The organism is Pseudomonas sp. 8O, assembly GCF_902506495.1.
Lineage (GTDB): Bacteria > Pseudomonadota > Gammaproteobacteria > Pseudomonadales > Pseudomonadaceae > Aquipseudomonas > Aquipseudomonas chaetocerotis.
The window spans coordinates 1,053,948-1,077,481 of sequence record NZ_LR733265.1; the positions used below are offsets into that span (position 1 = coordinate 1,053,948).

Annotated in this window: 27 protein-coding genes; 19 read left to right on the plus strand and 8 right to left on the minus strand. The window is 61.7% G+C overall.

Going from position 1 to position 23,534, the window contains the following annotated elements:
• Position 1: 1 nt before the first annotated feature.
• The 5 genes from folE (at position 2) to GV002_RS18410 (ending at position 2,390) form a co-directional block, all read left to right on the plus strand.
• Positions 2 to 562, plus strand: coding sequence for a GTP cyclohydrolase I FolE (folE, locus tag GV002_RS18390; RefSeq protein ID WP_160019729.1), 561 nt, complete (start codon positions 2 to 4; stop codon positions 560 to 562).
• Positions 562 to 933: a dihydroneopterin triphosphate 2'-epimerase gene (folX, locus tag GV002_RS18395; protein WP_160019730.1), complete on the plus strand. Its 372-nt coding sequence runs from the start codon at positions 562 to 564 to the stop codon at positions 931 to 933. The genes folE and folX overlap by 1 nt, the downstream gene beginning before the upstream one ends.
• A 74-nt stretch (positions 934 to 1,007) precedes the next feature.
• Positions 1,008 to 1,301: a DUF1244 domain-containing protein gene (locus GV002_RS18400; RefSeq protein WP_160019731.1), complete on the plus strand. Its 294-nt coding sequence runs from the start codon at positions 1,008 to 1,010 to the stop codon at positions 1,299 to 1,301.
• On the plus strand, positions 1,298 to 1,639 hold the full coding sequence (locus GV002_RS18405; protein ID WP_160019732.1) for a HopJ type III effector protein: 342 nt from the start codon (positions 1,298 to 1,300) through the stop codon (positions 1,637 to 1,639). The genes GV002_RS18400 and GV002_RS18405 overlap by 4 nt, the downstream gene beginning before the upstream one ends.
• Positions 1,640 to 1,802: 163 nt before the next feature.
• A complete protein-coding gene (locus tag GV002_RS18410; RefSeq protein WP_160019733.1) occupies positions 1,803 to 2,390 on the plus strand; it encodes a putative glycolipid-binding domain-containing protein in 588 nt (195 codons plus the stop codon).
• Positions 2,391 to 2,477: 87 nt separating this feature from the next.
• On the opposite strand, the gene GV002_RS18415 is transcribed toward GV002_RS18410, so the two are convergent.
• Positions 2,478 to 2,807, minus strand: a complete 330-nt coding sequence (locus GV002_RS18415) for an AzlD domain-containing protein (RefSeq protein WP_160019734.1) — start codon at positions 2,805 to 2,807, stop codon at positions 2,478 to 2,480.
• Positions 2,807 to 3,517, minus strand: a complete 711-nt coding sequence (locus GV002_RS18420) for an AzlC family ABC transporter permease (protein WP_160019735.1) — start codon at positions 3,515 to 3,517, stop codon at positions 2,807 to 2,809. The genes GV002_RS18415 and GV002_RS18420 overlap by 1 nt, the downstream gene beginning before the upstream one ends.
• Before the next feature lie 145 nt (positions 3,518 to 3,662).
• Between GV002_RS18420 and GV002_RS18425 the strand changes: the two genes are divergently transcribed.
• The 4 genes from GV002_RS18425 (at position 3,663) to GV002_RS18440 (ending at position 8,174) form a co-directional block, all read left to right on the plus strand.
• Entirely contained in the window at positions 3,663 to 4,442 is a 780-nt protein-coding gene (locus GV002_RS18425) for a hypothetical protein (RefSeq protein WP_160019736.1), read from the plus strand.
• A gap of 141 nt (positions 4,443 to 4,583) precedes the next feature.
• The gene (locus tag GV002_RS18430) at positions 4,584 to 5,996 is read left to right on the plus strand and encodes a di-heme oxidoredictase family protein (RefSeq protein WP_160019737.1); all 1,413 of its coding nucleotides are present in this window, start codon (positions 4,584 to 4,586) and stop codon (positions 5,994 to 5,996) included.
• A gap of 10 nt (positions 5,997 to 6,006) precedes the next feature.
• Positions 6,007 to 7,068: an imelysin family protein gene (locus GV002_RS18435; protein WP_160019738.1), complete on the plus strand. Its 1,062-nt coding sequence runs from the start codon at positions 6,007 to 6,009 to the stop codon at positions 7,066 to 7,068.
• Between the two features lie 2 nt (positions 7,069 to 7,070).
• Entirely contained in the window at positions 7,071 to 8,174 is a 1,104-nt protein-coding gene (locus tag GV002_RS18440; RefSeq protein ID WP_160019739.1) for a DUF1513 domain-containing protein, read from the plus strand.
• A gap of 5 nt (positions 8,175 to 8,179) precedes the next feature.
• Here the strand turns inward: GV002_RS18440 and GV002_RS18445 are convergent, their stop codons facing one another.
• The gene (locus GV002_RS18445; protein WP_160019740.1) at positions 8,180 to 9,205 is read right to left on the minus strand and encodes a LacI family DNA-binding transcriptional regulator; all 1,026 of its coding nucleotides are present in this window, start codon (positions 9,203 to 9,205) and stop codon (positions 8,180 to 8,182) included.
• Positions 9,206 to 9,581: 376 nt separating this feature from the next.
• On the opposite strand from GV002_RS18445, the gene GV002_RS18450 reads away from it, so the two are divergent.
• The 6 genes from GV002_RS18450 to GV002_RS18475 all read left to right on the plus strand — a co-directional run bounded on the left by GV002_RS18450 (position 9,582) and on the right by GV002_RS18475 (position 15,254).
• Positions 9,582 to 10,409 carry an NAD-dependent epimerase/dehydratase family protein gene (locus GV002_RS18450; RefSeq protein ID WP_160019741.1) on the plus strand — a complete coding sequence of 276 codons (828 nt, stop codon included), beginning with the start codon at positions 9,582 to 9,584 and terminating at the stop codon, positions 10,407 to 10,409.
• Positions 10,410 to 10,461: 52 nt separating this feature from the next.
• Positions 10,462 to 11,337, plus strand: a complete 876-nt coding sequence (locus tag GV002_RS18455) for a glucurono-1,5-lactonase (protein ID WP_160019742.1) — start codon at positions 10,462 to 10,464, stop codon at positions 11,335 to 11,337.
• 77 nt (positions 11,338 to 11,414) lie between these two features.
• Positions 11,415 to 12,389 (plus strand): TRAP transporter substrate-binding protein, encoded by a 975-nt coding sequence (locus tag GV002_RS18460; RefSeq protein ID WP_160019743.1) that lies wholly within the window; start codon positions 11,415 to 11,417, stop codon positions 12,387 to 12,389.
• Positions 12,390 to 12,448: 59 nt separating this feature from the next.
• Positions 12,449 to 12,976 (plus strand): TRAP transporter small permease, encoded by a 528-nt coding sequence (locus GV002_RS18465; protein WP_160019744.1) that lies wholly within the window; start codon positions 12,449 to 12,451, stop codon positions 12,974 to 12,976.
• Positions 12,977 to 14,257, plus strand: a complete 1,281-nt coding sequence (locus tag GV002_RS18470; RefSeq protein ID WP_160019745.1) for a TRAP transporter large permease — start codon at positions 12,977 to 12,979, stop codon at positions 14,255 to 14,257.
• A gap of 91 nt (positions 14,258 to 14,348) precedes the next feature.
• A complete protein-coding gene (locus tag GV002_RS18475) occupies positions 14,349 to 15,254 on the plus strand; it encodes an EamA family transporter (protein WP_160019746.1) in 906 nt (301 codons plus the stop codon).
• A gap of 80 nt (positions 15,255 to 15,334) precedes the next feature.
• Here the strand turns inward: GV002_RS18475 and GV002_RS18480 are convergent, their stop codons facing one another.
• A complete protein-coding gene (locus GV002_RS18480; RefSeq protein WP_160019747.1) occupies positions 15,335 to 16,090 on the minus strand; it encodes a FadR/GntR family transcriptional regulator in 756 nt (251 codons plus the stop codon).
• A gap of 107 nt (positions 16,091 to 16,197) precedes the next feature.
• Between GV002_RS18480 and GV002_RS18485 the strand changes: the two genes are divergently transcribed.
• Both GV002_RS18485 and GV002_RS18490 read left to right on the plus strand, forming a co-directional pair.
• Positions 16,198 to 17,073, plus strand: coding sequence for an aldose 1-epimerase (locus GV002_RS18485; RefSeq protein WP_160019748.1), 876 nt, complete (start codon positions 16,198 to 16,200; stop codon positions 17,071 to 17,073).
• A gap of 244 nt (positions 17,074 to 17,317) precedes the next feature.
• On the plus strand, positions 17,318 to 17,539 hold the full coding sequence (locus GV002_RS18490; RefSeq protein ID WP_160019749.1) for a hypothetical protein: 222 nt from the start codon (positions 17,318 to 17,320) through the stop codon (positions 17,537 to 17,539).
• Positions 17,540 to 17,671: 132 nt separating this feature from the next.
• Here GV002_RS18490 and GV002_RS18495 read toward each other — a convergent pair whose 3' ends face one another.
• Complete coding sequence (locus GV002_RS18495; RefSeq protein WP_160019750.1) at positions 17,672 to 19,147, minus strand: helicase HerA-like domain-containing protein; 1,476 nt, start codon at positions 19,145 to 19,147, stop codon at positions 17,672 to 17,674.
• A gap of 158 nt (positions 19,148 to 19,305) precedes the next feature.
• Between GV002_RS18495 and GV002_RS18500 the strand changes: the two genes are divergently transcribed.
• Positions 19,306 to 21,183: a methyl-accepting chemotaxis protein gene (locus GV002_RS18500; protein ID WP_160019751.1), complete on the plus strand. Its 1,878-nt coding sequence runs from the start codon at positions 19,306 to 19,308 to the stop codon at positions 21,181 to 21,183.
• Between the two features lie 41 nt (positions 21,184 to 21,224).
• Here the strand turns inward: GV002_RS18500 and GV002_RS18505 are convergent, their stop codons facing one another.
• From GV002_RS18505 to purU, 3 genes are read right to left on the minus strand one after another with little or no spacing between them, the layout of a single operon-like run.
• A complete protein-coding gene (locus GV002_RS18505) occupies positions 21,225 to 21,404 on the minus strand; it encodes a hypothetical protein (protein ID WP_160019752.1) in 180 nt (59 codons plus the stop codon).
• Between the two features lie 16 nt (positions 21,405 to 21,420).
• On the minus strand, positions 21,421 to 21,846 hold the full coding sequence (locus GV002_RS18510) for a CBS domain-containing protein (RefSeq protein ID WP_160019753.1): 426 nt from the start codon (positions 21,844 to 21,846) through the stop codon (positions 21,421 to 21,423).
• A gap of 45 nt (positions 21,847 to 21,891) precedes the next feature.
• Positions 21,892 to 22,743: a formyltetrahydrofolate deformylase gene (gene purU, locus GV002_RS18515; RefSeq protein WP_160019754.1), complete on the minus strand. Its 852-nt coding sequence runs from the start codon at positions 22,741 to 22,743 to the stop codon at positions 21,892 to 21,894.
• Between the two features lie 296 nt (positions 22,744 to 23,039).
• Between purU and mvaT the strand changes: the two genes are divergently transcribed.
• Positions 23,040 to 23,414 (plus strand): histone-like nucleoid-structuring protein MvaT, encoded by a 375-nt coding sequence (gene mvaT, locus GV002_RS18520; protein ID WP_017675049.1) that lies wholly within the window; start codon positions 23,040 to 23,042, stop codon positions 23,412 to 23,414.
• Positions 23,415 to 23,534: the final 120 nt, after the last annotated feature.

Here is a 23,534-nt window from a genome sequence, read left to right on the forward strand (position 1 = left end):
CATGAGCCAACCTCTTTCCCAGCAATACCGCGAAATTCTCGTAGGCCTCGGTGAAAACCCGGAGCGCGAGGGTCTGCTCGATACGCCCAAACGCGCAGCCAAGGCCATGCAGTACCTCTGCCATGGTTACCAGCAGTCGCTGGAGGAGATCGTCAACGGTGCGCTGTTCGAGTCCGACAACGACGAGATGGTGATCGTCAAGGACATCGAGCTGTACTCGCTGTGCGAGCACCATCTGCTGCCCTTCATCGGCAAGGCGCATGTCGCGTACATCCCCACCGGCAAGGTGCTCGGGCTGTCCAAGGTGGCGCGCATCGTAGACATGTACGCGCGGCGCCTGCAGATCCAGGAAAACCTCACCAAGCAGATCGCCGATGCCATCGCCCGTGTGACCAATGCTGCGGGCGTAGCCGTGGTGATCGAGGCCAAGCACATGTGCATGATGATGCGCGGCGTTGAGAAGCAGAATTCGGTGATGAGCAGCTCGGTGATGCTTGGCGCCTTCCGCGAGTCCTGCAACACTCGCCACGAATTCCTGCAATTGATCGGACGGAGCAACTAATGCCGCGACTGGAACCCGGAATGGCGCGCATCCGCGTCAAGGACCTGCGCCTGCGCACCTACATCGGTATCAAGGAAGAAGAGATCAACAACAAGCAGGACGTGTTGATCAACCTGACCATTCTCTACCCCGCCGTCGATGCGGTAGAGGTCAACGATATCGAGCATGCGTTGAACTACCGCACCATCACCAAGGCCATCATCGCCCATGTCGAAGGCAATCGCTTCGCCCTGCTCGAACGCCTGACTCAGGAGATTCTCGACCTGGTGATTACCCATCAGGCCGTGCGCTACGCCGAAGTGGAAGTAGACAAACCCCATGCCCTGCGTTTCGCCGAGTCGGTATCCATCACGCTCGCCGGTCATCGCTGACAGCCGCTTTCAGCGGCTTGCCGCTCTCCGGCGAGGCTCTTATCATCGCCGCCACCCATTCCCGGAGAGCCACCATGACCGAGCAAGAACGCCTCGAACTGGAAGCTGCAGCCTTTCGTGCGCTGGTGCAGCACCTGCGCACACGTCCTGACGTACAGAACATCGACCTGATGAACCTGGCCGGTTTCTGCCGCAACTGCCTGTCCAAATGGTACAAGGCCGCAGCCGACGACCTCGGTGTCGAAGTGAGCGCCGACCAGGCCCGCGAGACGGTATACGGTATGCCCTATGCCGAGTGGAAGGCCAAGTATCAGCAAGAAGCCTCGGCCGAGCAGAAAGCCGCATTTACCAAAGGAAAGCATGAATGACCGCTCTCAACGAGCTGCGCAAGCGCCTGCAACAAGACGACTACGCCTTCAGCGAAACCCTGGCCTTCGTCGCCGAGCACTACGACTATCAGCCCAGCGCCTTCCGTAACGGTGATGTGGAGAACGCTGCCGGCCAGAACGAAGGCTCCTGCAAGACTCTGGCCCTGGCCCTGCTGGAAGGCTTGAGCAAGGACGAAGCGCTGCGCGCCTTCGGCGAACACTACCGCAGCGTGCTGGCCACGCCACAAGGCAGTGACCACGGCAACATTCGCGCACTGATGAGCCACGGCCTGGACGGCGTGAAGTTCGAGCAGCAACCGCTCAAACCCAGAATCTGAATCTGTAGCGCAAAAAACTGCGCAACTGTCGGCAAAGGCTGACAGACATCACATTGCCATCACCTTATGCTGCGTGCCATCACAACATGGAACACGAGGGAACGTGTTCTGCGCGCAGCTGCCGCCCTTCCCTCCTGTTTCGCGCTCGGCATGGAGTCGACCGATGCAGCAAACCCTGGTATGGAAACCCTGGTGCAACCCTGGCGTGGAAACCCTGCGCCTGAGCCAGGATGCCAATGGCATCCAAGCCACCAGCCACCTCATGCAAGTCATCAAGGGCAACAGCATCGTTGCCAACTACATGATCGATTGCGATCCACGCTGGCGCTTCCGCCGCCTCTGGCTCAAGGTCGACAACCATGGCCAGCGCAACCTCTGCCTACAGCGTGATCTGCGTGGCAACTGGCTGCTCAACGGCGAACCGCGCACTGATCTGCTGCAATGCCAACATGTCATGCTTTCGGCCTCGCCCTTCACCCATACACCTGCCCTGCAGCGCAGTGCGCTGGAGACTGGCCAGAGTGATGAGATGCAAGTCGCCTATATCGACATGCTCAGCCTCAAGGTGGAACCACGCCAGCAGCGCTACCAGTGCCTGCGCCGCCACCCTGGTGAAAGCCTCTACCGCAGCCAGGCAGAAGGTCGTGCTCATGAAGAACTGAGCGTCGACGACCACGCGCTATTGCTCAAGGCTGACCAACAGTACCTGCGCTTGAGCCTGCTCGACCTGAAAGTCAGCGCACTGGTGTAACGGCCCCCTGGTAGGGTGCGCCGTGCGCACCGCGAATATCGCAGTGCCTGCCTGGTGCGCACGGCTCACCAGGCATGCCGGTACCACTCAGATCGGCAGTTGCCCGAACGCCCAGCGCAGCAGGAAGAACACCAGCAATCCACCACCGATGGTCGCCAGCAGGTGCCGTGTGAAAGCGGCGATGGCAATGGCGACCAGGCCCGCCAGCAGGTAAGCGTTGTTCCAGCTCAGCGACCAGCTCTGCCCGTCCGGCATGAGCATGCCGGGCACGACAATCGCCGTCAGCACTGCAGTCGGCACGTAATGCAGCCCCTGCCTGATCAAGGGCGGAAAACGCAGATCAGGGAACGCGAACAGGCTATAGCGGGTGACGAAGGTGATCGCCAGCATACCCAGGATCAGCAACCAGACATCCATCAGACCAACTCCTCCTGCAGCAACGGCTTGCGCCGTTCCAACCACACGCCGACAACGATGCCACTGGCCGCGGCAGCCATCAGCCCGAGCTTGTACGGCAGTTCATGACAAGCCAGCGCCACGCCTGCCGCGACCAAGGCCGCCACGACCTGCGGCTGATTGCGCAACATGGGCACGACGATACCGATGAAGGTCGCCAGCATGGCGAAATCCAGCCCCCATTCACCGATGTTCGGCACCGCCTGGCCGAACAGCACACCGACCAGCGTGCACAGCTGCCAATTGCAGTACATGGCCAGTGCCGCGCCAAGAAAGTACCAGTGGCGATAGGGTTCGCTATCGCCACGCGCATAGCGCTGTACCACCACCGCGTAGGCCTCGTCGGTGAGCCAGAACGCCAACGGCATGCGCCAGCGCTTGGGCAGATGACGCACGTATGGCTGCAGGCTGGCGCTATACAGGGCATGGCGCAGATTGACCACGAAGGTGGTCAGCAACACCACGGCAATACCGGCGCCGCCGGTCAACAGGCTGACGGCGATGAACTGCGCCGAGCCTGCGAATACCAGCAAGGACATACCCTGCGTCTGCCAGGGATCGAGCCCTGCAGCGCCTGCCAGGCTGCCGAAGATGATGCCGAAAGGAATGGCGCCGAGCAGCATCGGCAGCATATCGCGGGCGCCCTGAGTGAATTCTTGATGACGAGACATGGAACCTCCTTGAGCAGGCGAGCTTAGCCAAGCGCCTCGAACAGGTCTTGAACGTTCTTGCTCTAAATGAAAAGAGGCTGGGCCAACGAGGGCACCTCTTCTATTGTGTGACGCCCTATCCACGGATCACCTCAGCTGGATGCATATGGATCTGCAAACTTTCATCGTCACCACAGCCCACATCAGCGAATTTCCCAACCCGATCACTTTCACCGAGGGTGCGCCGCTCACGGTTGGCGAGGCGTATCAGGGCGACGAAGGCTGGGATAACTGGTTCCTCTGCACCACACCTGGCCAGGAAGCTGGCTGGGTTCCCGGCCAGGTCATCGAACGGCTCGATGATCTGCACGCCCGCGCACGCGAGGCCTATACCGCCCGTGAACTCGATGTACGCGTCGGCGAGCGGCTGAGCGCGTCGCGCAGCCTCAATGGCTGGTTCTGGTGTACACGCGAAGATGGTGTGGAATCAGGCTGGGTGCCCCAGGCCAATCTCACCGAATACGCGCCCAACTGTGTCGTACAAGAAGAAGTCAGCGGCTGCGGTATTGCCGCAGCAGCCAACATTCTCGGCAAGAGCTACGCCGAGATGAAGGCGATCGCCAACGCCATGGGCATTCATGCCGAGGACGAATCCTTGTGGTCCGACAGCCAATACGTCAGGCGTCTGCTGGCCACGGGAGGTGCGACGGCCGCCCCAGGCGAAGCGCCCTTCGTATCGTGGGAGCGCCTGCCGGATCTGGCCCTGCTGGCCATCAAGCACCACCAGGAGAACGGCCGCGACTTCTGGCACTGGGTGGTCTTCGAACGCTCGCTAGGTCAGATGCACGTATTGGATTCGGCCAGCTACCTGCCCTCGAACATCCGCACCGACTTCGCGGCCATGCAACCGAAGTGGTTCATCGCTGTGAACAGAGCGAACGCCTGACAGCGACTGCGTCGCGCGAAGCCGACGCAGCCACTGTGCGACCTCCAGCCACGTCCAGCTAACGCTAATCCATCTTATTTAAATTCCGTTAGCCTGCTAATCTTGGCGCCCCGCTTTCTTGCCCGTTCGGATTGTTCATCGATGTCGCCGCTCCAGCGCTGCCTGCTGCCCTTCATGGCCCTGACTCTGATCGCTTGCGAGCAGCAACCGCACTTCACTGCGCCAGAACCTGGCGAGGCCCTGTCTGCGGGTGCGGCGACGGTACGCAAGTTCGATCACAACGCTTTCTCCCTGCCCTCGGCCAACCTGGCGCCAAGCCGTCGCCTGGATTTTGCCGTGGGCAACAGCTTCTTCCGCAATCCCTGGGTCACGGCGCCAGCCACCACCACCGCTCGCGATGGCCTGGGCCCGCTGTTCAATACCAATGCCTGCCAGAACTGCCACATCAAGGATGGCCGTGGCCATCCGCCGGGGCCAGATGCAGTCAGCGCCGCCTCGATGTTGGTGCGTCTTTCACTGCCGGCCGGCCCCGAGCATGCCGAGTTGCTGGTGCGCCAGGGCGTCGTCGCCGAACCCACCTACGGTACCCAACTGCAGGACATGGCCAATCCTGGCGTAGCGCCCGAAGGCAAGGTACGCGTGACTTACAGCAGCGTGCCCGTGCGTTTTGCCGACGGCACACTGGTGGAGTTGCGCAAGCCGCAGCTGGAAATCAGCCAGCTCGGCTATGGGGCCATGCACACCGATACCTTGTTCTCCACGCGCATCGCCCCGCCGATGATCGGCCTCGGCCTGCTCGAAGCCATTGCCGAGGCGGATATTCTGGCAGGCGCCGACCCGGACGACGCCGATGGCGACGGTATTTCCGGTCGCCCCAATAGGGTCTGGGACCGTCAGCAGCAGCGCAGCGTGCTCGGCCGTTTCGGCTGGAAGGCTGGCCAGCCCAATCTCAATCAGCAGAATGCCGACGCCTTCGCCAATGACATGGGCCTGACCAGCTCGCTGATCCCTCACGACAACTGCACAGCGGCGCAGGGCGATTGCCTGGCCGCGCCCCATGGCGGCGAACCGGAGGTCAGCGACAATATCCTGGCCAGCGTACTGTTCTACAGCCGCAACCTGGGTGTGCCGGCGCGGCGTGACGTCGACGCGCCCGAGGTGCTCAAGGGTAAGAGCCTGTTCCATCAGGCCGGCTGCCAGAAATGCCATACGCCCAGCTTCACCACGTCGGCCGATGCGGCGGAGCCGGAACTGGCCAACCAGTTGATCCGTCCTTATACAGACATGCTGCTGCACGACATGGGCGATGGATTGGCCGATGGCCGCGATGAATTTCTCGCCAGCGGTCGCGAATGGCGCACGGCGCCGTTGTGGGGTATTGGCCTGACGCAAGCGGTCAATGGTCACACTCAGTTCCTGCATGACGGCCGTGCGCGCAATCTGCTGGAAGCCATTCTCTGGCATGGCGGCGAGGCCGAAGCGGCCAAGCTGCATGTGCTGAAATTCGATGCCGACGAGCGAGCAGCGCTGCTCGCCTTCCTGAATTCCCTTTGAGGAGCCTGCGATGTTGCATAAAACCCTGATCGCCTCCCTGCTCGGCCTGGCCCTGGTCGGCTGTGGCCAGCAGGACCCGCAAGCCAAGGTCAGTGCCGCGCTGACCGATGGCGTCCTGTTACCGGCTTACAGCAGTTGGCAGGAAGCTGACCGTCAACTGGCGGCGAGTGCCGAAGCCTTCTGCGCAGGCAGCACCGATCTGAGTGCCGCGCGCCAGGCCTTTCTCGGGGCACAGAGCGCCTGGGCCGGCCTGCAGCCATTGCTGATCGGGCCGCTGGCCGAAGGCAACCGCGCCTGGCAGATCCAGTTCTGGCCTGACAAGAAGAACCTGGTACAGCGCCAGGTCGAAGCCCTGCTGAAGAACAAGCCGCAGCTGAGCGCGGATGACCTGTCCAATGCCAGCGTGGTGGTTCAGGGCCTCACCGCCTACGAATACATGCTGTTCGACCCCAATCTGGACCTCGCCCAGGCCGAACAGAAAGCGCGCTATTGCCCACTGCTGCAAGCCATCGGTAAGCACCAGCAGGCCCTGGCGGCGCAGATCGTCGGCGAATGGCAGGCCAAGCCTGGCATGGCCGAACAGCTGAAGACATTCCCCAACGAGCGCTACGCCGACTCCAACGAAGCGATCGCCGAACTGCTGCGCGTTCAGGTCAGCGCCCTGGATGGCCTGAAGAAGAAACTCGGCGCCCCTATGGGTCGGCAGAGCAAGGGCATCGCCCAGCCTTACCAGGCCGAAGCCTGGCGCAGTGCCGGCAGCCTGGCCAACCAGGGCGCCGCACTGGCCAACGCCGAATTGCTGTGGCACGGCAGCAACCGTGACGGTATTCAGTCACTGCTGGGCGACGACCAGGCTGACCTGGCAAAACGTATCGACGCCGCTTACCAGGACACCCGCCAACGCCTGGCTGCACTCGACAGCCCACTAGGTGAGTTGCTGGAAGATGAAGCCGGTCGCACTGCCCTGAACGAGCTGTACGACAGCCTCAATCGCCTGCACCGCCTGCAGGAAGGCGAACTGGCCAAGGCGCTCAACGTGCAGATCGGCTTCAACGCCCACGACGGGGATTGAGCATGCAACGCAGAGCCTTTCTCGGCCTCAGTGCAGCGGCTGCCAGCCTGGCGGCGGCCGGCGCCTTCGGTGACTGGACGCTGTTCGGCCCATCCGGCCAGCCGTTGCTCTTGTCGGCCCGTGACGACGGTGACGGCAAACACTACGCGGTCGGCTATCGCCTCGACGGCGAACGCGCCTTCGCCACACAGGTGAACGAGCGCTGCCACGATGTAGTGCCGCACCCGAGCTTGCCTATGGCACTGTTCGTCGGCCGCCGCCCGAGTACCGAAAGCTACCTGATCGACACGCGCGACGGTCGCCTGCTGCAGACGCTCAGCTCGCCGGCCAGCCGCCACTTCAACGGCCATGCGGTGTTCCACAAGGGCGGTGAGTGGCTGTACGCCACCGAGAACGACACCACCGAGCCAGGCCGGGGCGTCATTGGCGTTTATCGCCTGCAAGGTGAGCATCTGCTGCGTGACAGTGAGCACAGCAGCCACGGCGTCGGCCCGCACCAGCTGCTGTGGATGCCCGATGGCGAAACCCTGGTGGTGGCCAATGGCGGCATTCGCACTGAAGCGGAAAGCCGCGTGGACATGAATCTCGACGCCATGCAGGCCAGCCTGGTGCTGATCAAGCGCGACGGCAGCCTGGTCAGCCAGGAGTATCTGGCCGACCAGCGCAACAGCATCCGCCACCTGGCCGTGGCACGCGACGGCACGGTGGTCAGCGGCCAGCAGTACATGGGCGACCTGCATGATCAGGTGCCGCTGCTGGCGATCAAGCGCCCCGGCCAACCGTTCCAGCCTTTCGCCCTGGGCGAGACGCAACGCGTGGCCATGAACCAGTACACCGCCAGCGTGGCGATCCACGATGAACTGCGCCTGTTGGCGATGACCGCACCGCGCGGCAACCGCTTCTTCATCTGGGATCTGGACAGCGCCCAGGTGCGCCTGGATGTGCCATTGCCGGACTGCGCAGGTGTTGGCGCGGTTGCCGACGGTTTCGTGGTCACTTCAGGCCAGGGTCGCTGCCGGCTGTACGACTGCCGCGGTGAGCGCATCGTCACCAACGCCCTGCAGCTACCTGCCGGCTTGTGGGACAACCACTTGCGCCTGGCCTGACGGGCTCAGGCGCTGCCGCGCTCGATCAGTTCGAACCCGACGTCCAGGCGCAGTGGCTGGCGTGCCGCCGCCGGTTCGGCGAAGCGCGCCAGCAGGGCATCGGCGATAGCGCAGCCGATGCGCGGTCCGTCCACCCGCACGGTGGAAAGCGGCGGGTAAGTGTGCGCCGCACTGGACAGGTCGCCGAAACCCATCACCGCAAGATCTTCAGGGATGCGCAGGCCACGGCTGAGCGCCTCGGCCATCACGCCTTGTGCCACGGTGTCGGAGCTGCAGACCACCACCTCGCCAGCGGCACCCTCCTGCAGCAGGCGCGCCAGGCCTTCGCGGCCAACCGCCAAGGTCGCCGGCGCAGGCAGGATCTGAGCCGCCACCGGCGCTGCAGCGTGCCCCTGCAGCGCTCCGACCAGACTGCGATAACGACGCATACCACGCGGGTCATCGATGCTCACCGCCGAGACCCGGCGGTAGCCCTTGCCGATCAGATAGCGCGCCACCGCCTGGCCCACGGCCTCGTGCGAAAAGCCGACCAGCATGTCCACCGGGTGCTCACACAGATCCCAAGCCTCGACCAGCGGGATACCGACTCGCGCCAGGCGCTCACGGCTCGCCAAGGTGTGCTCGGTGCCAGTCAGCACGATACCGTCCGGTCGACGACCCAACACGGCCTCGAGCAATGCTTCCTCCTGCTCGGGGCTGTAGCCGGTAAGGCCCAGCAAGGTCTGGTAACCGGCAGTCGCGAGGCGGTCAGTCAGCGCCTGCACGGTGTCAGCGAAAATCGAGTTGGCAATGGTCGGCAGGAAGATCGCCACCAGCCGGCTGCGACTGGACGCCAGAGAGCCTGCCGCGAGATTGGGCACATAACCGGTCGCCCGTACCGCCTCCAATACGCGCTTGCGGGTGGTATCGGTAACCACTTCGGGGCGGCCCAGTGCCCGCGATACAGTGATCGGCGACACCCCCGCCACCCTGGCGACATCGATCAGTGTCGGGACCGCACTGCTGCGGATGCCAGCAGGTTTCCTGCCCATGTCACGCCTCCAGTCATTCGAGCGCCTCGCATCATAGAGGCACTTCATCCCAGCCGAGATACGTTGTCATACAACTTTAGTCATATAAGCTCCGAGAATGCCGGGCCTGCACCTGCCTGAGGCCACTCGCGCGATGTTCAAATACACTGTACGGACACAAGAAAACACCGTATTAGAGCCTACCGAGCTGTAGTTTCCCTTACCATTCATGGGTGTTTTACAAGTTGGAGCTGCTCACTGAAACGCAGACTGAAGACCTCAATTTCCCCCCACTGTCGCGTTGACATTACCTGGGATGGTGCTGATAATCGGCCCAAGTCATACGACAACGTATGACAAACCAATAACAACAAGCAACAAGAGTCCAGGCCCCGCCATGACCACGATCTCCAGCGAACTGCGCCCCTTCAATCGCCTGCTGCTGACCGGCGCTGCCGGCGGGCTGGGCAAGGTACTGCGCGAACGTCTGCGCCCCTACGCCACTATCCTGCGTCTGTCTGACATCGGTGAGATGGCACCGGCTGCCGGCCCCCACGAAGAAGTGGTGCGCTGTGATCTGGCAGACAAAGCCGCCGTGCATCAGCTGATCGAAGGCGTCGACGCCATCCTGCACTTCGGTGGCGTCTCGGTCGAGCGCCCCTTCGAAGAAATTCTCGGCGCCAACATCTGTGGCGTATTCCATGTCTACGAAGCGGCCCGCCGCCATGGCGTTAAACGCGTTGTATTCGCCAGTTCCAACCACGTCATCGGTTTCTACAAGCAGGACGAACACCTCGACGCCAACTGCCTGCGTCGCCCGGATGGCTACTACGGCCTGTCCAAGTCCTATGGCGAGGACATGGCCAGCTTCTACTTCGATCGCTACGGCATCGAAACCGTCAGCATCCGCATCGGCTCCTCGTTCCCCGAACCCGCCAACCGCCGCATGATGAGCACCTGGCTGAGCTACGACGACCTTACCCACCTGCTCGAACGCTGCCTCTACACCGAGAACGTCGGCCACACCGTGGTTTACGGCATGTCGGATAACCGCGATGTGTGGTGGGACAACAGCAAGGCCGCGCACCTGGGCTTCACGCCCAAGGACAGCTCGGAAGTCTTCCGCGACAAGGTGCAAGCGCAGCCCATGCCGGCCGCTGACGATCCGGCGCGCATCTACCAGGGTGGGGCCTTCGTTGCCGCCGGCCCGTTCGGCGACGACTGAACAGCACCCCTCGACCGCCCCAAGCCATAACAACACGTAGAGCGCCACAGCCATGACAGCCGAACTGATTGTCGATGCGCGCAACGCCACGGGTGAAAGCCCGGTGTGGAACGCTGCCGAACAGGCTCTTTACTGGGTCGACATCCCTGCCGCCCGCCTGCATCGCTGGTCCGCGGCCGGCGGCAAGACGCAGAGCTGGCAGGCCGACGAGATGCTCGCCTGCATCGCCATGCATCCTGCCGGCGGCTGGATCGCCGGCATGCAGAGCGGCATCTTCCATCTGCGTCCGCAAGACGATGGCAGCGTACAGGCAGAGCGCCTGGCACAGGTCGAACATGCCCGCCCGCAGATGCGCTTCAACGACGGTCGCTGCGACCGCCAGGGTCGCTTCTGGGCCGGCACCATGCTGCTGGATATGGCCGCCGGTGCCCGCGTCGGCGCGCTGTATCGCTACGACGGTCAGTTGCAACAAATGCTCGACGATTTCATCGTGCCCAATGGCCTGGCCTTCAGCCCCGACGGACGCATCATGTACCTGTCCGACTCGCACCCAAGCGTGCAGAGCGTCTGGGCCTTCGACTACGACATCGACACCGGCACGCCGCACAACCGCCGCCTGTTCATCGACATGACACGGCACCCGGGCCGCCCCGATGGCGCGGCGATGGATGTCGACGGCTGCTACTGGATCTGCGGCAATGATGAAGGCTTGGTCCACCGTTTCACCCCCGACGGCCGCCTGGATCGCTCGCTCGCCGTGCCGGTGAAGAAGCCCGCCATGTGCGCCTTCGGTGGCGCCAATCTGGACACCCTGTTCGTGACCTCGATTCGCCCCGGCGGCGATCTCTCCGACCAGCCACTGGCAGGTGGTGTATTCGCCCTGCAGGCCGGTGTGCGCGGCATCGAGGAGCCTGCCTTCCAACCCTGATCCGATTCACCCCGGGCCGCTCGCGGCACCGGACTCAAGCTGCTGTAAACCAACAACAACAAGACGGAGTTTTCCGCATGAACCTCAAACGTAAGTTGCTTCTCGCCACACTTCCGCTAGCGCTCGGTCTGTCCTCCTTCGTACAGGCCGAGACGACCCTGAAGATTGCCGAAATCCACCCTGCTGGCTACCCGACCGTAGTCGCCATGGAAAACCTCGGCAAGAAGCTGGAAGCTGCCACCAACGGCGAGATCAAATCCCGCATGTTCGCCGGCGGCGTTCTCGGCTCCGAGAAGGAAGTCATCGAGCAGACCCAGATCGGCGCCGTCCAGCTGACCCGCGTCAGCCTCGGCTCGGTCGGTTCGGTAGTTCCGGCCACCAACGTCTTCAACATGCCGTTCGTGTTCCGCGACGTCGACCACATGCGCAAGATCATCGACGGTGAGATCGGCCAGGAAATCCTCGACGCCATCACCAACTCCGACTTCAACATGGTCGGTCTGGCATGGATGGACGGCGGCAGCCGCAGCCTCTACACCAAGAAGCCGATACGCAGCATCGAAGACCTGAAAGGTATGAAGATCCGCGTAATGGGCAACCCGCTGTTCATCGATACCCTCAACGCCATGGGTGCAAACGGCATCGCCATGGACACCGGTGAAATCTTCAGCGCCCTACAGAGCGGCGTGATCGACGGCGCCGAGAACAATCCGCCTACCCTGCTCGAGCACAACCATTTCCGCTCCGCCAAGTACTACACCCAGACCCACCATCTGATCCTGCCCGAACCGCTGCTGATGTCCAAGACCACCTGGAACAAGCTGACGCCGGAACAGCAGGAACTGGTCAAGAAACTGGCCAAGGAAGCGCAACTGGAAGAGCGCCAGCTGTGGGACGAGAAGAGCGCCAGCAGCGTAGAGAAACTCAAGGCTGAAGGCGTCGAATTCATCGAAGTCGATACCAAGCCCTTCTACGATGCTACCGCCCCGGTTCGTGAGAAGTACGGCGCGCAGTTCGTTGACCTGATTCAGCGTATCGAAGCCGTTCAGTAATCCACGCGCAAGCGCGCGGCGCCGGCACCTCGCCTGCGCCGCGCAACCGGTGAAGCCTCATGAAAAACCTGGTTCTGGGCGTCAACGACGCCATCTACCGTGCCTGTATCGCAACCGCCGGCCTGGCGATCGTGATCATGGCTTTGATCATCCCCTGGGGCGTATTCAGCCGTTACGCGCTGGGTCAAGGACTGGGCTGGCCCGAGCCTATTTCAGTGCTATTGATGGTGCTGTTCACCTTCGTCGGTGCCGCTGCTGGCTACCGTGCGGGGGCCCACATGGCTGTGACCTCACTGACCGATCGCCTGCCACAAGCACTGGTACCGCTGATCACATTGTTCGTGCGCCTGATCATGGGTGGCATCGCGCTGTTCATGCTGATTTGGGGTTACAAACTCTGCGTAGCGACCTGGAACCAGTACCTCAGCACCCTACCCTCGGTACGCGTCGGCATCAGCTACATGCCAATCCCGGTGGGCGGTTTCATCACCCTCCTGTTCGTCATCGAGCAACTGCTGTACGGCGATCAACACAAGCGCCGTGCCGTCGACTTCGAACACACTGAAGATTCCAAGGAGGCCGCGTAAATGGATGCCGCCATTCTTTTGGGCAGTTTCATTGTCCTTATCCTGCTACGCGTCCCCGTTGCTTATTCGCTTGGCGTTTCCGCACTGATCGGCGCCTGGTGGATCGATATCCCCCTGCACGCCGTGATGATCCAGATCGCCGGTGGCGTGAACAAATTCTCCCTGCTGGCCATTCCATTCTTCGTCCTGGCCGGCGCAATCATGGCCGAAGGCGGCATGGCGCGGCGCCTGGTGGCGTTCGCCGGGGTGCTGGTCGGCTTCGTCCGTGGCGGCCTGTCGCTGGTCAACATCACCGCTTCGACCTTCTTCGGCGCCATCTCCGGCTCCTCACTGGCCGATACCGCCTCGGTCGGTTCGGTGCTGATCCCGGAAATGGAAAAGAAAGGTTATCCGCGCGAGTTTTCCACCGCTGTGACCGTTTCCGGCTCGGTGCAGGCACTGCTCACACCGCCCAGCCACAACTCGGTGATCTACTCGCTGGCCGCTGGCGGCACGGTGTCCATCGCTGCCCTGTTCGTCGCCGGCATCGGCCCGGGCCTGCTGCTCAGCTTCACCATGGCCGCGCTGTGCCTGTGGTTCGCCAAGAAGCGCAACTACCCCAAGGGCGAAGTGATTCCGCTGCGCCAGGCACTGAAGATCTGCGTGGAAGCACTGTGGGGCCTGATGACCATGTTCATCATCCTCGGCGGCATCCTCAGTGGCGTGTTCACCGCCACCGAATCGGCGGCTGTCGCGGTGGTCTGGGCGTTCTTCGTGACCATGTTCATCTACCGCGACTACAAGTGGCGTGAACTGCCGAAGATGCTGCACCGTACCGTGCGCACGCTGTCGATCGTGATGATCCTCATCGCCTTCGCCGCCAGCTTCGGCTACATCATGACCCTGATGCAGATTCCGGCGAAGATCACCACGGCGTTCCTGACCTTCTCGGACAACCGCTACGTGATCCTGATGTGCGTCAACTTCATGCTGCTGGTGCTGGGCACGCTGATGGACATGGCGCCACTGATCCTGATCCTCACGCCGATTCTGCTGCCAGTGGTGACCTCCTTCGGCGTCGACCCGGTGCACTTCGGCATGATCATGCTGGTCAACCTCGGTATTGGACTGATCACGCCACCGGTAGGTGCGGTACTCTTCGTCGGCGCCGCAATCGGCAAGGTCACCATCGAAAACACCGTGAAGGCACTGCTGCCGTTCTACATCGCGCTGTTCACCGTGCTGATGGCCGTTACCTACATCCCTGCCATTTCGCTGTGGCTGCCGAGCGTCGTGCTCTGACAGCAACCGGGCATTGAACGACAACGCCGCCCAATCGGGCGGCGTTTTGCTTTAGGGCCTGATTTTCAGGCTATGACAACAGGATTTCGTCATGCAAGGTTCCACCCCATTTGCGCGTCACATTGCCGTCCTGATCCTCGCAACACTGGCTTGCTCGTTCGCGGGTAACCACATCGCTGCGCGGATCGCCTTCGACCACGACACCGGGCTGCTGCTGGCCATGCTCGCGCGTGCCGGCGTGACCCTGGTCGCGCTGGCCGCTCTGGTACTGTGGCGACGTGAATCGCTGAAACTGGGTCGCGCCACCTGGAGCTGGCAGATCTTGCTGGGCCTGCTGATCGCCATTCAAAGCTTCTGCATCTACTCGGCCGTGGCGCGCATTCCCGTAGCCCTGGCGCTGCTGGTAGTCAACCTCTCGCCAATCCTGCTGGCACTGCTCACCTGGGCGCTCGGCGGTGCAGCGCCAACCCGACAGGCGCTGGCCATCATGGGCGTGATCCTCTTCGGCCTGGTGCTGGTGCTCGACGTTCCTGGCCGCCTGGCCAGCAGCGACGCGCCGGACGGCGAGTGGATGGCAGGCATCCTGTTCAGCCTGACGGCCGCCGCCGTTTTCGCCGTGGCGTTGTGGATCACCGAAAATCGTCTGTCGAAAATCGCTGGCTCGGTACGCAGCATGCTGACCCTGGCCGTGGTGTTCAGCGCCTCGGCCCTGCTGGGCAGCAGCGGCCTTATTCCTGGCGGTTTGAGCCTGCCCAATGCCAGCACCGGCTGGATCGCACTGGCCTGCCTGGTCCTGCTCTATGGTGCAGCTTTTTCAACCCTGTTCATCTGCATGCCGCGTCTGAACATCGCGCGCAATGCACCGGTGATGAACATGGAGCCGGTGGCCGGCATGATCCTGGGCTGGCTGATTCTGGGGCAGGTATTGGGAGCCCTGCAGGTGATCGGCGGTTTGATCGTGGTCGGCGGTATCGTCGCCCTGGCCTATCGGCGCTAGAGCGCGCCATGTGCGCTGATTTTTTCTCACTGCCAAAAGACACTCGGCGGCCCAGGGCCGCCGAGTGTCTGCGGGGAGTTTCAGCCGTGCAGCGCTTCCGCCTCGGCCGCTTCGTGCGCCTGACGCAGGCGCTCGCGGCTGTTGGTCAGGTGCAGGCGCATCGCAGCCCGCGCCGCCTCGGCATCCTGGCGCGCGATGGCTTCGAAGATCTGCTCGTGCTCGCGCTCCAGACGCGCCATGTAGTGGGTCTGGTCGTCACGCGCCAGGCTGGCGGAATTGACCCGAGTGCGCGGGATGATGCTGGTACCCAGGTGACTGAGAATATCGGTGAAGTAGCGGTTGCCGGTAGCCTCGGCAATGCGCAGATGGAATTGGAAATCAGAGGACACCGCATCGCTGGCATGCATCGCGCTCTCGTTGATGGCATCCAGTGCCTCGCGGATAGCCTTCAGCTGTACGTCATTACGGCGCTGAGCTGCCATCCCGGCAGACTCCACCTCAAGACTGATACGCAGTTCAAGAATGGCCAGCACGTCGCGCAAGGTGACGATGGTTGCCGGATCGATGCGAAAACCACTGGCACTGGGCGTATCCAGCACGAAAGTGCCGATGCCGTGACGGGTCTCGACCAGCCCCGCTGCCTGCAAGCGCGACAAGGCCTCGCGCACCACGGTACGGCTGACGCCCTGCTCTTCCATGATCGCCGACTCCGTCGGAAGCTTCTCACCGCGCTTGATCAGCCCATCGCGAATGCGCTGCGACAGATCGGCTACCAACTCCTGGGCCAGGCTGCGGTGCTTGCGACGAGCACGAGGTTGAGCGTTTTGCGTTTCCATGGCGGACGAATTCTCGATTTAGGACTTGAGGCTTTGCAGCAATGATAGCCTAGCAGTTGTACGATGACACTATGAATTCCCGACAATTACAGCCCCCGGAGCGTCAAATGCCAACGACTCTGCTGACCCTGAGCGATAGCCTGACCCAGTTGACCCTTGCCCCGGAACTGGGCGCAAGCCTGGTCAACTGGGTGCGCCTGAGCGACGGCCAGCCGCTGCTTCGCCACAGCGACGAACAGGCGCTGGCTGCCGCCAATCCCAGACGATTGGCCTGCTACCCGTTGCTGCCCTGGTCCAACCGTATTGGCGGCGGCGGTTTCGCTACCCCTGACGGCTGGCAAGCGCTTGATGCCAATACCGAACACGAACCTCTGCCGATACATGGCAGTGCCTGGCAACAACCCTGGCAGATAGTCAATGCGACGTCCGACAGCGCCGTCCTGGAACTGCGTAGCCAAACACCTTTTCCCTATCGCGCCACTCTCCACGTACAACTCACTGACGGCCGTCTGCGCCTGACGTTACAAGCCACACATCTCGGCGAGCAGCCCACCTGGTATGGACTCGGCCTGCATCCTTATCTGCCGCGCACTGCACACACGCGCGTGCAGGCGCAAGCAGGCGGCGTCTGGTTGTGCAGCGAGGACAAACTGTCCAGCCAGTGGATCGAGTTACCGCAAGCCTGGAACTTCGACGAGCCCGGCTTGTTACCGCAGCAACTTGTCGATAATGCGTTTACCCAATGGCCAGGCCGCGCTCGCATCATTCAACCGGACGCAGGTTATCAGCTCGTCTGCGAGGCGCAGGGCAGCGATATGTTTCTGTTGTTTTGCCCGCAAGCGCAGAACTTCTTCTGTTTCGAGCCCGTCACTCACCCGGTCAACGCCCACCATTTGCCGGGGCAACCAGGGCTAAGATTACTGGCAGCGGAGCAAAGTGTTCAGATGAGTTTCAGCCTGCATTACCAGACGCTTGCAGACTGATCACTGGACATTCAAAGGGTATTGGCGATAATACCCGCCAGTTGCCCAATGCAACTTTTCTCGAAAAAAAGTTACAGATAGATAAGTAACTGAAGAGAAAGGAGAAAGATGCAAAGCGTGAAACTTTGCAAACTGTTCTCCCGGCCAACCAAGGCAAAGCACTTTAGATTGATCCCTCAGCGCAACAGTGAAACCTGGTGTTTCGGCTGTTGTGTGGGTCGATCACAACCTACAGGTAAAAACAGTGACGAAAGACGAACTGCGCGCCGAACTCGAGCGCCAGGCGCAGCGTTACAAGGATGTATACGGCGGAGAAGTCATCACCTACGCCGCCCAGCCGGACCCCGACCGCAAACCCTGGCGCAAGAAGCCCAGCCTGCTCGACCAGGCCTTCGAGAAAGAAATCGAGAAAATCGAGAAAGAACGCCAGGACAAGCAGGACGCAGCCGACGAAAACGCCGGCTAGTGACACGCTGCCCCAGACTCCCCGTAGCCGGAGAAGTTCTGGAACAGGCTTTCTACCGTCACTCCCGCGAAGGCAGGAGTCCAATTGCTCTTGAGCCGCCTCCGCGGGAATGACGGCTTTTCCAGCACTTACCTAACGCTTCCTGCTACCCGTCAGCGAGCCCATGAGCCCCCGCACCAGTTGCCGTCCAATCTGGTTGGCGGCCTGGCGCAGCGCGGTCTTCATCGCGCTGCCAATCAGATCACTGGCCATATCGCCCAGCCCCGGCTCCGCCTTCCGCTTCTCTGCTGGCTCGACTGGCTCGACATTGCGAGCCTGCTCGGCACGCGCGGTGAGCAGCTCATAGGCCGACTCGCGATCGACAGGCTTGTCGTAGCGCCCAGCCAGCGGCGACTGACGCACCAATGCCGCACGCTCGGCCTCATTCAGCGGGCCGATACGCGACTGCGGTGGCGCGATGGCCACGCGCTGAACCATGGCCGGTGTGCCTTTTTCCTCCAGCGTGCCAACCAATGCTTCACCAATCCCCAGTTCGGTGAGCACGCTGAGCGCGCTGAATGCCGGGTTCGGGCGAAAACCATCGGCCACTGCGCGCAGGGCCTTCTGCTCCTTGGCCGTGAACGCGCGCAGGCCATGCTGAATACGCAGGCCGAGCTGAGCCAGGACATCGTCCGGCAGATCGCTCGGCGACTGGGTGACGAAATACACCCCGACGCCCTTGGAGCGAATCAGCCGCACCACCTGCTCCAGGCGCTCCTGCAGCGCCTTGGGCGTACCCTGAAAGAGCAGGTGCGCCTCGTCGAAGAACAGCGCCAGTACCGGTTTGTCGGCGTCACCGCGCTCCGGCAGTTGTTCGAACAGTTCGGCCAACAGCCACAGCAGGAAGGTTGCATACACCTTGGGCGCCTCATGAACCAGGCGAGAGGCATCGAGCAAGTGCACGCGCCCGCGACCATCGCGATCAGGGTGTAGAAGGTCTTCGAGCTGCAACGCCGGCTCGCCGAACAGGGCCTCGGCACCCTGCTGCTCCAGCCCTGCCAGGCGACGTAACAACGCCTGTGCCGAGGAGCTGGTGAACAATGCACTGTCCTCCCCCAGCACGTGCGGATTGTCCTTGAGGTAGCCGAGCAGCGCCTTCAGGTCTTTCAGGTCGAGCAGCAACAAACCTTCGCGGTCAGCCACCTTGAACGCCGCGTAGAGCGCCGCCTGCTGGCTGTCAGTCAGCTCGAGCAGTGCGCCAAGCAGCAGCGGCCCCATCTCGCTGAGAGTGGTACGCAACGGGTGGCCGCTCTGACCGTGTACGTCCCACAGCGTCACCGGATAGGCCAGCGGCTGATGGTTCAGCCAGGGCATGCTGGCGATGCGCTCGGCGACCTTGCCTTGCGGCGCACCTGCAGCGCCCAGACCACACAGATCACCCTTTACATCAGCGGCGAACACTGCCACACCGGCGTCGCTGAACGTCTCGATCAACCGTTGCAGGGTCACCGTCTTGCCGGTGCCAGTAGCGCCAGCGATAAGACCGTGACGGTTGGCCAGGCGCAAAGGCTGACCAACCGCCTGACCATCACTGCCTGCACCCAATACGAACTGTGAATTCAAAGGCATCTTGCCATCCCCTGGGTTAAAGCTTTACTGCAGTTATACCGATACAAACAGCAGAACAAACAGTTATTCCATCTGCCGCAACAGCCCGCGAAAACGCTCTTGAAAGCGCAGCCGCGGAATACAAGACTGGTTCCAGAGCCATCCGGACGCAAGACAACATGAGCAAAAACCTGCAGTTCAGCCACAAGATTCTGCTCGCGGCCTCCCTGGTAGTGATTGCCGCCTTCTCGCTGTTCACCCTCTACAACGATTACCTGCAGCGCAACGCCATCCGCGAGGACCTGGAAAGCTATCTGCATGAAATGGGTAACGTGACCGCCAGCAACATCCAGAACTGGTTGTCCGGACGCATCTTGCTGGTGGAAAGCGCAGCGCAGTCGATCAGCAACGACAGCGAGCCGGATCGTGTGGTCAAACTGCTGGAGCAGAAAGCGCTGACCTCTTCCTTCGCCTTTACCTACCTGGGCACCGAAAGCGGCGGTTTCACCATGCGCCCGGACGAGCAGATGCCTGCCGACTACGACCCACGCACTCGCCCCTGGTACAAGGATGCCCTGGCTGCCGGCGGCACCACCCTTACCGAGCCTTACGTCGATGCCGCTACCGGTGAACTGATCATCACCATCGCCACCCCGGCCCGGCCTGCTGGTGTGGTCGGTGGCGACCTGAGCCTGCAGACCCTGGTCAACATCATCAATGCACTGGACTTCGACGGCATCGGCTATGCCTTCCTGGTCAGCGCCGATGGCAAGGTTCTGGTGCACCCGGACAAAAGCCTGGTGATGAAGAACCTCAAGGACATCTACCCGCAGAACACGCCACGTATCAGCAGCGAATTCAGCGAGGCGCAGCTCGATGGCAACACCCGCATCCTGACCTTCGCACCAGTCCAGGGCCTGCCCTCGGTCAACTGGCACATCGGCCTGTCGATCGACAAGGCCAAGGCCTATTCCATGCTCACCGAGTTTCGCGCCTCGGCGATCATCGCCACGGTGATTGCCGTGGTGCTGATCATTGCCCTGCTCGGCCTGCTGATCCGCGTGCTGATGCAGCCGCTGACAGCCATGGGCAAGGCCATGCAAGACATCGCCCAAGGCGAAGGCGACCTGACCAAGCGCCTGGCGATCCAATCCAATGACGAATTCGGCGCCCTGGCGCGCTCCTTCAATCAGTTCGTCGAACGCATCCACAGCTCCATCCGTGAAGTGTCATCGGCCACCGTTCAGGTCAACGAAGTCGCCAAGCTGGTGGTCAATGCTTCCAACTCCTCGATGGTCAACTCCGACGAACAGGCCAGCCGCACCAACAGCGTGGCAGCTGCCATCAATCAGCTCGGCGCGGCTGCGCAGGAAATTGCCCGCAACGCCGCCGATGCCTCGAGCCAGGCATCGGATGCCCGCCATCAGGCAGAAGACGGCGGCAAGGTGGTTCAGCAAGCGATCAGTTCGATGAGCGAGCTGTCGAACAAGATCAGCGACGCCTGCGCCAAGATCGAGATGCTCAACAGCAAAACGGTGGACATTGGCCAGATCCTCGAAGTGATCAAGAGCATCTCGCAGCAGACCAACCTGCTGGCGCTCAACGCCGCCATCGAAGCCGCACGGGCCGGTGAGGCCGGGCGCGGTTTCGCCGTGGTTGCCGATGAGGTGCGCAACCTGGCGCACCGCACCCAGGAGTCAGCGCAGGAAATCGAGAAAATGATCGAGGAACTGCAGGTAGGCTCTCGAGAATCCGTCACTACCATGACCGAGAGCCAACGCTACAGCGAAGAAAGCGTGGACATCGCCAACCAGGCCGGCGAACGACTGGGCACAGTGACCGCCCGCATCGGCGAGATCGATGGGATGAACCAGTCGGTTGCCACCGCCACCGAGGAGCAGACCTCGGTGATCGAGTCACTGAACATGGACATCATCGAGATCAACACCCTCAACCAGGAGGGCGTGGAAAACCTGCAAGCCACCCTGCGCGCCTGCGGCGATCTGGAGCAGCAGGCCGCGCGCCTCAAGCAGATGGTCGACAGCTTCCGAATCTGAAACAGCCAGTAACAAGAAGGGCGCCGCGGCGCCCTTCTTGTTTATTGCTCATACTCAGGTTTGTCTTCGGCCTGCTCCTGCAGTTGACGCCACAGTTCGGCCGCATCGGCGAACTCGGTCCCATCCTCTTCGCTCAGGGCATCGGGGTCGTATCGCCGTACACAGCCGTCACCCAGAGTCGGCGGCGCCTTTGAGGTGGCTTTTTCCAGTGGATCGGTCATGCCGTTCGAGCCTCCATCAACTGGCCTCCAGGGAGCCCTGCTCGTGCTGAGCGAACTCCTTGACGGCGCGCAGCACGTCGCAACGACTGATCTGCCCCACCAGACGACCGTGCTCGATCACCGGCAATCGCCGCCGCCGCCCCCGCAGAAAGCGCTCGGACAACTCGATGATGTCGGCCTCCGGGCTCACCGTCTCGACGTCGGTGGTCATGTAGGTACTGACGGTGCCGCCAACAGCTTCGTAGTAGGCACCGGAGAGAATGCCACGCAAGCAGTCACCCTCCGACAGCAAACCAATCAGATGGCCCTGGGAATCGACCACCGGCGCACCGGAAATCCGATGTTCCAGCAATCGATTGATGGCGGTGAACAGATCGGTATCCGACCTGAAGGTCACCAGATGGCGAGTCATGTAGTCGCGCACCTTGATGGACTTGAGCATGGGCGTTCTCCTCTGACGTACATCGGGCCGGCCCACGCAGCAGAATCAGTCGAATACCACTGTCTTGTTGTCGTGCACCAGCACTCGGTCTTCCAAGTGATAGCGTAGCCCACGCGCCAGCACCATCTTCTCCACATCCTTGCCCAGACGCACCATTTCCTCGGTATCGTCGCGATGGGTCACGCGTACCACGTCCTGCTCGATGATCGGCCCGGCATCCAGCTCCTCGGTGACGTAATGCGAAGTGGCGCCGATCAGCTTCACGCCGCGCAACGAAGCCTGGTGGTAGGGTTTGGCGCCGACGAACGACGGCAGGAAGCTGTGATGGATGTTGATCACGCGCTGGGCAAATTCGGCGCACAACGCCGGTGGCAAAATCTGCATGTAGCGCGCCAGGACGATGACATCGGCCCGATGTTCCTTGACCAGCCGCTCCACCTCGGCGAAGGCCGGCGCCTTGTCCTTGGGATCGACCGGAACATGGAAGTAAGGAATGCCGTGCCACTCGACCATGCTGCGCAGATCGTCATGGTTGGCGATTACGCAGGGAATTTCGCAATCGAGTTCATTGCTGTGCCAACGGTGCAACAGATCAGCCAGGCAGTGCGACTCGCGACTGGCCATCAGCACCACGCGCTTCTTCTGCGCCGAATCGGTGATACGCCACTCCATCGAGAACTCGCGGGCAATAGGCGAGAACGCCTGCTTGAAACCATCCAGATCGAACGGCAGCGAGTCGGCACGGATTTCGTGACGCATGAAGAACCAGCCACTCTGTGTATCGGAGTGGTGACTGGCTTCGGTAATCCAGCCGTTATAGGTAGCGAGGAAATTACTGACTTTGGCAACGATGCCGACGCGGTCAGGGCAGGAGATGACCAATCTGAACGTGCGCATAACTAAACCCCACTGGCGGCGCAAAAAGTCGGCCATTCTAACGATTTGCCGGCAAAACTGCAGCAGCCACGCACCTGCAAAAGCACGCGACCGGGCACCCGGAAAGTGCCCTATTTGAGCGCACCGAAAACTTCAGGGCCTAGTTGCAGTAGCCGGTTTAATTCAAGCCTGAGCGACACATAGGGTTGCAGTACACTGCAGTTATTTTGTGGCCTGCTGTTTACTTGCTAAAAGTGCATGACTATTATTAGGCCACTGTTGACTACCACAGTCTTATTCACGCCAAGGTAATGCCCATGTCGCTGATCAACGAATACCGCAACATCGAAGAAAGCATCAAAGAGCTCCAAGAGCGTCTGAAGAACATGTCGCAAGACGACAAGCTGAAGAAAGAGCTGGAATTCGAAGGCAAGCTGCGCACCCTCATGGGCGAATATCAGAAGTCGCTGCGCGACATCATCGCCCTGCTCGATCCTGAAGCCAAAACCGGCAAAGGCGTGCGCGCCAGCAAGCCTGTTGCTGCCAAGCGTGCGCGCAAGGTCAAGCAGTACAAGAACCCGCACAGCGGCGAAGTGATCGAAACCAAAGGCGGCAACCACAAGACTCTGAAAGAGTGGAAAGCCAAGTGGGGCGCCGACGTCGTCGAAGGCTGGGCCACTCTGCTGGGCTAATTCCTGAGCGACACCCAAAACGCCAGCCTTGCTGGCGTTTTTTATTGTCGATATTTTTCAGGCTTAACCGTTTTAGGCAATTGCCTGCACCCGCAATTACGCCGAACGAACGAAAAACTT